Raw genomic sequence first — 12322 nt, forward strand, 5'->3', positions numbered from 1 at the left:
ATGGTTGACCGGCACGATTACGTGGCCCTCGAATGGGTCAAGGGCGAAATTGCCGAAACGCTGAAGCAGGCGCATCAGGCGATTGAGTCGGTGCTTGATGATCCGCAGGCGTTCCCCGGTCTGGATCAATGCCTGGCGTGCATCCATCAGGTGCACGGCAGTTTGCAGATGGTCGAGTTCTACGGCGCGGCGCTGCTCGCTGAAGAAATGGAACAACTGTGCGCCGCGCTGCAACACGAGCGCGTCAACCATCGCGACGAAGCGCTGCACTTGCTGCTGCAAGCGCTCGGCCAGTTGCCGGTTTATCTGGATCGCGTACAAAGCGCGCGCCGCGATCTGCCGCTGGTGGTGCTGCCGCTGATCAACGATCTGCGCAGCGCGCGTGGCGAAAGCCTGTTGTCGGAAACCAGTCTGTTCAGCCCGCAATTGCCCGAGCTGCAGCCGCTCAGCGATGAGGCGCTGGCGCTGCTCGCACCGGCAGACTTGCCGAATGTGCTGCGCAAGCTGCGGCAGATGCTGCAAATGGCCTTGGTCGGTTTGCTGCGCGAGCAGGATGATCAGACGCACCTCGGTTATCTGGCCAAGGTCTTCACCCGTCTCGAAGCCTTGAGCGGCAATGCGCCGTTGAGTGCGTTGTGGCAGGTTGCCTCGGCGCTGGTCGAAGGCATGCTCGCCGGGCGGATCGCCAACAGCCCGGCGCTGCGCAGCTTGTTCAAGGATGCCGACCAGCAACTCAAACACCTGCTCGAACAGGGCATGTCTGGCCTGAATCAGCCGCCTCCGCCGGAGCTGCTGAAAAGCCTGCTGTTCTATATTGCTAAAGCCGAACATCCCACCGGGCAGATGCTGACCATGAAAGATCGCTACTCGCTGGATGATGCATTGCCCGACAGTGCGATGGTCGACGAAGAACGCGCGCGTCTCGCCGGGCCTGACCGCGATGCGATGCGCTCGGTGCTCGCGGCGTTGTGCGAAGAATTGGTGCGGGTCAAAGAGCGCCTCGATTTGTTCGTGCGCAGCGACCGTCAGCACACCTCGGATCTGGACAGCTTGCTCGCGCCGCTGCGGCAGATCGCCGATACCCTGGCGGTGCTCGGTTTCGGCCAGCCGCGCAAGGTCATTATCGATCAACTGGCGGTGGTGCTGAGTCTCGTCCAGGGCCAGCGTGAACCGAACGACGCGATCCTGATGGACGTCGCCGGCGCCTTGCTTTACGTCGAAGCGACGTTGGCCGGGATGGTCGGCACGGTCGAACCGGAGAGCCAGGAAGACAATCGTCTGCCGACCACCGACCTGACGCAGATTCATCAGATCGTGATCAAGGAAGCGCGCATCTGCCTGCAACAGGCCAAGGACATGATCGTCGATTACATCGACGCTGATTGGGATCGCCAGCATCTGCAACCGTTACCCGCGCTGCTGACCCAGGTGCGTGGCGCGCTGGCGGTGATCGGCCTGAGTCGCGCGGCGAATCTGGTCGAGGCTTGCAACGGTTTTATCCGCGAGCATCTGCTGCTCGACCCGCAAGAGCCGGGCTGGCAGCAACTGGACAACCTCGCCGACGTTATCACCAGCCTTGAGTATTACCTCGAACGCCTGACGGATGACCCGATAGCACCGAGCGAACAACTGCTCGACGTTGCGCAAAAGAGCCTGGCCAGTCTTGGCTACTTTCCCAGCCAACAGCATGTGCCGGTGCTGGAAGACGTACTCAGCCCCAACGAAGCGCAGGTGATGCAGGATCTGCAGGCGCTGGATGACCCGGAAACTGTGCAGTCGTTGGCCGACGTGTTAGCCAGCCCGGTGTCGGCGGTCAACCCGCCCGCGCTGATCACTCCGGGCAGCCTGATGCCGCCGCCGGCCGATGAAGAACCGGTCGATGATGAACTGCGCGAAGTGTTCCTCGAAGAAACCGATGAAGTCCTCGAGGTGCTGCGTGAATACCTGCCGCGCTGGTCCGCCGATCCCGGTGACCGCACGGCGCTGAGCGAACTGCGTCGCGCGTTCCACACCTTGAAGGGCAGCGGGCGCATGGTGCGCGCGTTGATCCTTGGCGAGCTGGCGTGGGCGGTGGAAAACCTGCTTAACCGCGTGTTGGAGGACAGCGTCGAACCCGGCCCGGCCGTGCAGCAATTGCTCACGGACAGCCTGCTGTTGTTGCCGGATCTGATTGCCGAGTTCGCGGTCAATCGCCAGCGTCAGCGGCAGGATGTGGATCAACTGGCGGCGCGCGCGCACGCCTTGGCCAAGGGTGATAACCCACCGTCGGCCGAGGACGTGGAAGACGTCGCCGCGCTCGATCCGCTGTTGCTGGAGATCTTCCGCAACGAAGCCGAAACCCATCTCGCCAGCCTCAATCGCTTCCTCGACCAAGCCGCCGAGCATGTGCCGTTGCAGGCCAGCGACGAGTTGCTGCGCGCGCTGCACACGCTCAAGGGCAGCGCGTCGATGGCCGGTGTGCTGCCGATTGCCGAACTGGCGGCGCCGCTCGATCAACTGGCCCGCGAATTCAAGGCGCATCAACTGGCGCTGGACCTCGACGAAGTCGAATTGCTGCTCGAAGCCGAAGGCTTGTTCCGCGTCGGTTTGCGGCAATTGCGTCACGATCCGCTGGCACCGATTGTCGGCGCGCAGTCGCTGATCAAACGCACCCAGACACTGCTGAACCAGCGATTGGAATCGATCCTCAACGCACCGAGCAGCGGCCTGCGGGTCAAGCGCGATCCGCAATTGATCAACAGCTTTCTGGCGCAGGGCATGGACATCCTGCTCGACGCCGAAAACCTCTTGCAGCGCTGGCAGCAACACCCCGGTGAGCGTCAGGAACTCAGTGCGTTGCTGGATGAATTGACCACCCTCGGTGAAGGCGCGCATCTCGCCGATCTGCTGCCGGTGGATGTGCTCTGCGAAGCCTTGCTCGACCTCTATGGCGCGGTGGAAGAAAGCAGTCTGGCGGTCAGCGAACGTTTCTTCAGCGAGGCGCAACTCGCCCACGAAGCGCTGATCAACATGCTCGACGAACTGGCTGCCGGTCAGGAAGTCACGCCGCAACCGCAACGTATTCACGCGCTGCACGAGTTGCTTGATGAAAGCCTCGACCCGTCGTCAATGGGCCTGATCCGCAGCGACGGCAGCCGCACTCTGAGCATCCGCGAACTCGGCAGCGCCACCGCAGAGCTGCAGAAGACCGCTGCCGAAACCGAGCCAAACGACGAAATCGTCGACATCTTCCTCGAAGAGGCGGTAGATATTCTCGACAGCGCCGGCCAGGCCTTGCAGCGCTGGCTCGGCGACACCGACAACAGTGCGCCGCTGTCGTCATTGCAACGCGATCTGCACACGCTCAAGGGCGGTGCGCACATGGCCGAAGTCGAAGCAGTCGCAGATTTGGCGCAGGAGTTGGAAAGCCTTTACGAAGGTTTGGTGGATCGGCGCTACAGCCACAGCGATGCCCTGGGACTGTTGTTGCTCAGCTGTCATGAGCGTCTGGCGCTGTTCCTCGACCAGTTGCACAACAATCAGCCGCTGAATCCCGCGCAGGATCTGATCGAGGCGATTCGCCAATTCCGTCAAGCCCAGTCCGGCACTGCGCAAGCCGCGACTGCCCCAAGCCAGACGGGCGCCGGTCACGATCCGGAGCTGCTGGAAATCTTCCTCGAAGAAGGTTTCGACATCATCGAAAACTCCGGCGCGGCGCTGCAACGCTGGCAAGCCGAGCCGGGCAACCGCCAGGAAATGGAAACCCTGCTGCGCGATCTGCACACCCTCAAGGGTGGCGCGCGCATGGTGGAGATCGGCCCGATTGGCGATCTCGCCCACGAGCTGGAATATCTTTACGAAAGCCTCGCCACCGGCGCGCAACAACCGGGGCCTGAGATGTTTGCGCTGGTGCAGCGCAGCCATGACCGACTGGCGCAAATGCTCGACGCGGTGCGCGCCGGCCAGCCGTGCCCGCCAGCCGATCGCCTGATCAATGCGATCCAGAATTTCAGTCACCCGATAGCCGTTGAAACACCCAAGGCGCCGGCGTCGGTTGTGGTCAAAACCGAGCCGGCCGCACCGGTTGCCGAGCCCGGCGCGGACATGGTCAAGGTCTCCGCCGAACTGCTCGATGAGCTGGTGAATCTGGCCGGCGAAACCTCGATCTTTCGTGGGCGTATCGAGCAACAGGTCAACGACGCGCAAATCGCCCTCACCGAGATGGAAACTACCATCGAGCGAATGCGCGATCAGCTGCGTCGCCTCGACACTGAAACCCAGGGGCGAATTCTCAGCCGCCAACAAGTCGACGCCGAGCGCCTCGGCTATGAAGAATTCGATCCGCTGGAAATGGACCGTCATTCGCAGTTGCAGCAACTGTCACGCGCGTTGTTCGAGTCCGCCTCCGACTTGCTCGATCTGAAGGAAACCCTCGACCGGCGCAATCACGACGCGGAAAACTTGCTCCAGCAGCAGGGCCGGATCAATACCGAATTGCAGGAAGGCCTGATGCGTACGCGCATGGTGCCGTTCGAACGCATGTTGCCGCGGCTCAAACGCATCGTCCGTCAGGTTGCCGAAGAGCTGCACAAGGACGTGGAGTTCAGCGTCGGCAACGCCGAAGGCGAGATGGATCGCAACGTCCTCGAACGTATGGCCGCGCCGCTGGAACACATGCTGCGCAACGCCGTCGATCATGGTCTGGAATCCGCCGAAGTGCGACTGGCCGCAGGCAAGCCGGCGCAGGGGCAGATCACTCTGGATCTGTCGCGCGAGGGCGGCGACATCGTTTTCGACATTCGCGACGACGGCGCCGGCGTGCCGCTGGACGCCGTGCGCCGCAAGGCAATCAAGCGTGGTTTGCTCGCGCCGGACGCCGAGATCAGCGACCGCGAAGTGTTGCAGTTCATCCTCCAACCGGGGTTTTCCACTGCCGAAAAAATTACCCAGATTTCCGGACGCGGCGTGGGCATGGACGTGGTGCACGAAGAAGTGCGCCAGCTCGGTGGCAGCATGGTCATCGATTCGGTGCCGGGGCAGGGCGTGCATTTCCGTATTCGTCTGCCATTTACGGTGTCGGTTAACCGCGCTTTGATGGTGCAGTGCGGCGAGGATCAATACGCGATTCCGCTGAACACCATCGACGGCATCGTCCGCGTGCTGCCGACGGAGCTGGAAGGACATTTCCGCCACGATCCGCCGCGCTATGAATATGGCGGCCAGCGCTATGAGCTGTGCTATCTCGGCGAACTGCTGAAAACTGCGCCACGCCCGAAACTGCTTGGCCAGAGCCTGCCGTTGCCGGTGCTGTTAGTGCAGTGCAACGAGCGGCACGTTGCGGTGCAGGTCGATGCGATGGCCGGCACTCGCGAGATTGTGGTCAAGAGCCTCGGCGCGCAATTCGCGGCAGTGCAGGGCGTGTCCGGCGCGACGATTCTCGGCGATGGCCGGGTGGTGCTGATTCTCGATTTGCTCGCGCCGATCCGTGCGATGCAGGCGCGTTTGCCGCAACGCCCGGCCAATCCCGACATCGACAACGAGCCGCAGAAACCGCTGCTGGTGCTGGTGGTCGACGACTCGGTGACGGTGCGCAAGGTCACCAGCCGTTTGCTTGAACGCCACGGCATGCAAGTGCTGACCGCCAAGGACGGAGTCGATGCGATGCTGCTGCTCGAAGAACACATGCCCGACGTGATGCTGCTCGATATCGAGATGCCGCGCATGGACGGTTTCGAAGTCGCCACTCAGGTGCGCCACGACGAGCGCCTGCAACACCTGCCAATCATCATGATCACCTCACGCACCGGGCAGAAACACCGCGACCGCGCGATGGCCATCGGCGTCAACGACTACCTCGGCAAGCCGTACCAGGAAGCGCTGCTGCTGGAAAGCATCGCCCTATGGAGCAAAAAACATGCATGAACGCCGGCATAACCAACGCACCAGCCAACTCACCGGGCTGCTGCTGCCGCTGGCGGATCGCAATCTGATCCTGCCCAACGTCGCCGTCGCCGAGTTGATCGACTATCAGCCGAGCGCGTTCGATCTGGATACCCCGCCGTGGTATCTGGGGCGCGTGACCTGGCGTGAGCGGCAGATTCCGTTGTTGAGTTTCGAGTCGGCCTGCGGGCAGAAAGTCGTGATTGGTGAGCGGGCGCGGATCGTGATTTTGAATGCGCTCGGCGGGTTGCCGCAGTTGCAGTTCATTGCGCTGTTGGTGCAGGGGATTCCGCGTTCGTACAAGCTCGACAGTCAGTTGAGTTATGTCGATGTGCCGCTGTGTGCGCTGGAGCAGGCGGCGGTGCAGGTGGGGGAGCAGGTGGCGAAGGTGCCTGATCTTTTAGCGCTTGAGCAATTATTGGTGGATACCGGGCTCGACGCGCTGTCAGTTGCGTAAAGAAGCTTTGCAATAACGATTACGAGGTGTGCGATACATGTATCACGGGGAAAAACTCAACGCCTGGACGCATCTGGTCGGGGCGGTGGCGGCGTTTATCGGCGGGGTATGGATGCTGGTGATCGCCTGTCTCGATGGCAGTCCGTGGAAGATTGTCAGCGTGGCGATTTACGCGTTTACGTTGCTGGTGCTGTATAGCGCTTCAACGGTTTACCACAGCGTGCGCGGGCGCAGGAAAGCCATCATGAAGAAGGTCGATCACTTTTCGATCTACCTGCTGATTGCCGGCAGTTACACGCCGTTTTGTCTGGTTACGCTGCGCGGGCCGTGGGGCTGGACGCTGTTCGGGATTGTCTGGGGGCTGGCGCTGATCGGCATATTGCAAGAGATCAAACCGCGCTCCGAGGCACGCATTCTGTCGATCGTGATTTACGCGGTGATGGGCTGGATCGTGCTGGTGGCGGTCAAGCCGCTGATCGCGGCGCTGGGCACGACGGGGTTTGCCTGGCTGGCGTCGGGCGGCGTGTTGTATACGGTGGGGATTGTCTTTTTTGCGCTGGATCACCGGTTAAGGCATGCGCATGGGATCTGGCATCTGTTCGTGATTGCCGGGAGTTTGCTGCACTTTGTGGCGATTATGTTTTACGTCCTGTAGACCGAGTTGCGGCTAATCGCTGGCAGGCTAGCTCCCACAGGGTTCAGGGTTGTTCACAGATTTTGTGGTCAACTCAGATCCTGTGGGAGCTGCGGTTCGACGATTCGACTTGCCAGCGATGGGGCCCTAGAAATCACCCCAGAGTTGTTGGGCCACCGCCAGTGCAACCACCGGCGCAGTCTCGGTGCGCAACACGCGCGGCCCAAGTCGTGCAGCGTGGAAACCGTTGCCCTTGGCCTGCTCAACCTCGGCATCCGACAAGCCACCCTCCGGCCCGATCAGGAAAGCCAGGGTCGAAGGCTTGGCATGGCTCACCAACGGCTCCGCCACCGGGTGCAGCACCAGCTTCAATTCGGCTTCCGTCTGCTTCACCCAGTCCGCCAACAACACTGGCGGATGAATCACCGGCACCCGCGAACGACCGCATTGCTCGCACGCGCTGATCGCCACCTGGCGCCAGTGCTGCAGGCGTTTGTCGGCGCGTTCGTCCTTGAGGCGGACTTCGCAGCGCTCGCTGAAGATCGGGGTGATTTCGTTGACGCCCAGCTCGGTGGCTTTCTGAATCGCCCAGTCCATCCGCTCGCCACGGGACAGGCCCTGGCCGAGGTGGATGTGCAGTGGCGATTCGATCTGCCCGGCGAGTTGTTCGTCGATGCGCACCGTCACGCGTTTCTTGCCGACTTCCAGCAATGCACCGCGAAACTCATGGCCGGAGCCGTCGAACATCTGCACCGCATCGCCCTCGGCCATGCGCAGCACGCGGCTGATGTAATGCGCCTGGGCTTCCGGCAGTTCGTGGTCGCCGATGCTCAGCGGGGCGTCGATAAAGAAGCGGGACAGTCTCATGCGAGGTCTCTGCAAAAAATTTATAAGTCTGGCGGCCCCATCGCTGGCAAGCCAGCTCCCACAGGGTTTTGCGCAGAACCTGTGGGAGCGGGCTTGCCCGCGATGCCGGTAGTCCGATCACCGCTGAAGCTTAAGTGAAATAGATCAGCCCGGATCGCGGAAGCCGGGATGGAAATCCTTCGGCACTGCCACGCTGACGCTGTCACGCGTGGCGATGTCGATGCCTTCGCTGGCGACTTCGGCGAGGAAGTCGATCTGCTCCGGGGTGATCACGTACGGCGGCAGGAAATACACCACACTGCCCAGCGGACGCAGCAACGCGCCACGCTCCAGCGCATGCTGGAACACCTTCAGGCCGCGTCGTTCCTGCCACGGGTAGGCTTCTTTGCTGGCCTTGTCCTTGACCATCTCGATCGCCAGCACCATACCGGTCTGGCGCACTTCGCTGACGTTCGGATGATCAACCAGATGCGCGGTCGAGGAAGCCATGCGCTGAGCGAGGGCCTTGTTGTTTTCGATCACGTTGTCCTGCTCGAAAATATCCAGCGTCGCCAATGCTGCCGCACAAGCCAGCGGATTACCGGTATAGCTGTGCGAGTGCAGGAACGCGCGCAGGGTCGGGTAGTCGTCGTAGAACGCGCTGTAGACGTCATCAGTGGTCAGGCACGCGGCCAGCGGCAGATAGCCGCCGGTCAGGGCTTTCGACAGACACAGGAAGTCCGGGCGGATGCCGGCCTGTTCGCAGGCGAACATTGTCCCTGTGCGGCCAAAGCCAACGGCGATTTCGTCGAGAATCAGATGCACGCCATAGCGGTCGCAGGCCTCGCGCAGCAACTTGAGGTACACCGGGTGATACATGCGCATGCCGCCCGCGCCCTGGATCAACGGCTCGACGATCACCGCAGCCACGCTGTCATGGTTCTCGGCGAGGGTCTGTTCCATCGCCGCGAACATGTTGCGCGAGTGTTCTTCCCAGCTCATGCCTTGCGGGCGCATGTAGCAATCCGGGCTCGGCACCTTGATGGTGTCCAGCAGCAGGGCTTTGTAAGTTTCGGTAAACAGCGGTACGTCGCCGACCGACATCGCCGCCATGGTTTCGCCGTGGTAGCTGTTGGTCAGGGTGACGAAGCGCTTCTTGTTCGGTTGCTCGCGGTTGAGCCAATAGTGAAAGCTCATTTTCAGCGCGACTTCGATGCACGATGAACCGTTATCGGCGTAGAACACCCGATTCAGGCCTTCGGGCGTCATCTTCACCAGACGCTCGGACAGTTCGATCACCGGCTGATGGCTGAAGCCAGCGAGAATCACGTGCTCCAGCTGATCGACCTGATCCTTGATCCGCTGATTGATGCGCGGATTGGCGTGGCCGAACACGTTGACCCACCACGAGCTGACCGCATCGAGGTAGCGCTTGCCTTCGAAGTCCTCCAGCCAGACGCCTTCGCCGCGCTTGATCGGGATCAGCGGCAGATGTTCGTGGTCTTTCATCTGGGTGCAGGGATGCCACAACACCGCGAGATCGCGTTGCATCCACTGATTATTCAGGCCCATTTACAGTCTCCTCGAGGCGGCTCGCGTCGGACGCGGGCAAACAATCGCGCAAGCCTATGCAATGCATCGCGTCGGGACAACCCATTGTGTCGATTGAGCTACTTTGTATGGGGCGATAGACGTCGCTGGCGGCGTTTTGATGGCTGACGTATTCTTCGCGGTTATCTGGGTCGTCTGACCCGAAAAGCTGCTTTTTCCTACGTGTATTTCCGGAGTTCGCTGAATGTCTGTCGGTTGGCTGCGCGCCTGTGCGCTGGTGATGTTGGGGCTGTTCAGCGTGACTGCGCTGGCCAAGGATAAAACCGCAATCGTGATCGGCGGCGGCCTGTCGGGCCTGACCGCAGCCTACGAGCTGCAAAACAAGGGCTGGCAGGTCACGCTGCTCGAAGCCAAACCAAGCCTGGGCGGTCGCTCCGGCATGGCCACCAGCGAGTGGATCGGCAACGACAAGACCCAGCCGGTGCTGAACAAATACGTCTCGACCTTCAAGCTGAGCACCACGCCAGCGCCTGAATTCGTGCGGACTCCGAGCTACCTGATCGATGGCGTGTATTACACCGCCGCTGATCTGGCCACCCGCGAGCCGGCCACCGCCGAGGCGCTCAAGCGCTACGAGAAGACGCTCGACGATCTGGCGCGCTCCATCGACGATCCGCAAAACCCGGCGGCCAACAACACATTGCATGCGCTGGATCAGATCAACGTGTCGAACTGGCTCGATCGCCTGACGCTGCCTGCTACGGCGCGTCAACTGATCAACCAGCAGATCCGCACCCGTTATGACGAACCGTCGCGCCTGTCGCTGCTGTACTTCGCGCAGCAGGGCCGGGTTTATCGCGGCGTGTCCGACCGTGACCTGCGCGCCTCGCGCCTGGTCGGTGGCAGCCCGGTGCTGGCGCAAGCCTTCGTCAAGCAGCTGAAAACCATCAAGACCAACGCTCCGGTGTCGGCAATTGTTCAGGACAAGGACGGTGTGACCGTCAAGGTCGGCGCAGTCGGCTATCAGGCGGATTATGTGGTGCTGGCGGTGCCATTGCGCGCCCTGAGCAAGATTCAACTGACCCCGGCGCTGGACGCCCAGCACCTGGCGGCGATCAAGGGCACCAACTACGGCTGGCGCGACCAGATCATGTTGAAGTTCAAGACGCCGGTCTGGGAAAGCAAGGCGCGCATGTCTGGCGAGATCTACAGCAACACTGGTCTGGGCATGCTTTGGGTCGAGCCGGCGCTGAAGGGCGGCGCCAACGTGGTGATCAACCTGTCCGGCGACAACGCACGGGTGATGCAGGCCTTCGGCGACAAGCAAATGGCCGATCAGGTGCTGATCCGTCTGCACGCGTTTTATCCACAGGCGCGCGGCTCGTTCACCGGTTATGAAATCCGTCGCTACAGCACCGACCCATCGACTGGCGGTTCGTACCTGGCCTTCGGCCCGGGTCAGATCAGCAAATTCTGGCGCATCTGGGAACGTCCGCTGCAACGCGTAGCGTTCGCCGGCGAACACACCGACACCTTGTATCCTGGCACTCTGGAAGGCGCTCTGCGCACCGGCCAGCGTGCGGCCAGTCAGGTTGAAGACCTGGCGGCAGGCAAGTCGTTTGAGCCAGTCAAAGTCGTGCCGGCAGCTACTGCGGCAGCGGCGGGTGCAGTAGCAGCGAAGAAAGGCAATTTCTTCAGCAATATGTTCGGCGGCTCGGACGACAAGGCTGCTTCCAAAGCTGAACCGGCCAAGGCTGACGCGAAAGCCGATGAGGCGAAGCCGGGCTTCTTCAAGCGCCTGTTTGGCGGCGGTTCCGATGCAGCTCCGGCCAAGGCGCCAGAGCCGGCTCCAGTTCCGACACCGGTTGCTCCAGCGCCTGCTCCTGCTCCTGCGCCAGCTCCGGTGGAAGCACCGAAGCCAGCGGCCCCGGTGAAAGCCGAGCCCGCGAAGAAGGCTGCGGCCAAACCGGCAGCGAAGAAACCGGCAGCCAAAACCGAAGCGAAAAAAGCGCCGGCCAAGCCTGCGGCGAAAAAGGCTGAACCGGCCAAGAAGCCAGCAGCCAAACCGGCTCCGGCAGCGACCACCGAGACCAAGGCGCAGTAAGCCTTGCGGTGAATGAAGAAGCGCGGCTCTGATGCCGCGCTTTTTTATTGTCTGTCAGATAGCCATCGCTAGCAGGCTAGCTTGTATGCTTAGTACTTGAAGGGAGGAGAAGGGACTAGGCTGGCTTCTGACTGTTGACGCAGTACAGATCCGTGGGAGATTTCGCCCCTCCTCCTTTCACCCAAGCGCCGATAAAGAATGCATCTGGCTCGACCGACGATAGAAACAAGCCTGCGCCTCTGGGTGACCCCTTCAAGTGTTCAAAACCATATCTCGGGGGGTGTGCAATGGCAATGCCGATTACTGTCGTAAAGCCTATCGTGGGCGTGGATGTCGCCAAGAATGAACTGGTCATCTATCAGGCTGAGCTGGATCGACTCGAGACCATATCCAATGACAAGTCTGCCATCAAAAAATGGTTGAAAGCCTTGCCTGCACCGGTTGATCTCGCCATCGAATCAACCAATACCTATCACTTGGCGCTCGCCGATCTGGCCTACGAAGCCGGCTGCACGATTTACATGGTCGACGGCTACGAACTGAGTCATTACCGAAAAAGCGTGAAAGTTCGCGCGAAAACCGACGCGCTGGACGCCAAACTGCTGGCTCGCTATCTGAAGAACGAATACCAGGAGCTTCGTCCCTGGACCCCTCCATCGCCGCTATATCGCCGCCTTCTTAGTCTTTTCCGTCGTCGCGCGGCGCTGGTTCAGGCGCGAGTAGCCCTGGCGCAAAGCTGGGCGAACGAGCCGCTGCTCAAAAGCGCGTTTGCCGAACACCTGACATCAATGCAGAGGCTTGAAACGCTGGT

At 61.4% G+C, this 12322-nt stretch carries 7 protein-coding genes; 5 read left to right on the forward strand and 2 right to left on the reverse strand.

Annotation, left to right across the window (positions count from 1 at the left end; all coding sequences use genetic code 11):
* The 3 genes from ACP7EE_RS05405 to trhA are packed head-to-tail and all read left to right on the forward strand — an operon-like array spanning position 1 to position 7031.
* Positions 1-5901 (forward strand): Hpt domain-containing protein, encoded by a 5901-nt coding sequence (locus tag ACP7EE_RS05405; protein WP_426233825.1) that lies wholly within the window; start codon positions 1-3, stop codon positions 5899-5901.
* Complete coding sequence (locus tag ACP7EE_RS05410; protein WP_420647340.1) at positions 5894-6376, forward strand: chemotaxis protein CheW; 483 nt, start codon at positions 5894-5896, stop codon at positions 6374-6376. The genes ACP7EE_RS05405 and ACP7EE_RS05410 overlap by 8 nt, the downstream gene beginning before the upstream one ends.
* A 37-nt stretch (positions 6377-6413) precedes the next feature.
* Positions 6414-7031 carry a PAQR family membrane homeostasis protein TrhA gene (gene trhA, locus ACP7EE_RS05415; protein ID WP_426233826.1) on the forward strand — a complete coding sequence of 206 codons (618 nt, stop codon included), beginning with the start codon at positions 6414-6416 and terminating at the stop codon, positions 7029-7031.
* A 126-nt stretch (positions 7032-7157) separates the two neighbouring features.
* On the opposite strand, the gene ACP7EE_RS05420 is transcribed toward trhA, so the two are convergent.
* Together ACP7EE_RS05420 and ACP7EE_RS05425 are read right to left on the reverse strand one after the other, a co-directional pair.
* On the reverse strand, positions 7158-7877 hold the full coding sequence (locus tag ACP7EE_RS05420) for a 16S rRNA (uracil(1498)-N(3))-methyltransferase (RefSeq protein WP_426205239.1): 720 nt from the start codon (positions 7875-7877) through the stop codon (positions 7158-7160).
* A gap of 144 nt (positions 7878-8021) precedes the next feature.
* On the reverse strand, positions 8022-9428 hold the full coding sequence (locus tag ACP7EE_RS05425) for an adenosylmethionine--8-amino-7-oxononanoate transaminase (protein WP_426233827.1): 1407 nt from the start codon (positions 9426-9428) through the stop codon (positions 8022-8024).
* Positions 9429-9651: 223 nt separating this feature from the next.
* Here ACP7EE_RS05425 and ACP7EE_RS05430 point away from each other — a divergent pair, with 223 nt between their 5' ends.
* Entirely contained in the window at positions 9652-11511 is a 1860-nt protein-coding gene (locus ACP7EE_RS05430) for a flavin monoamine oxidase family protein (protein ID WP_426233828.1), read from the forward strand.
* Positions 11512-11798: 287 nt separating this feature from the next.
* Positions 11799-12322, forward strand: a 524-nt coding sequence (locus ACP7EE_RS05435; protein ID WP_426233829.1) for an IS110 family transposase, incomplete at its 3' end; no start/stop codon positions are given.

It is taken from the genome of Pseudomonas sp. TWP3-2 (genome assembly GCF_049897765.1).
Classification (GTDB): Bacteria; Pseudomonadota; Gammaproteobacteria; order Pseudomonadales; family Pseudomonadaceae; genus Aquipseudomonas.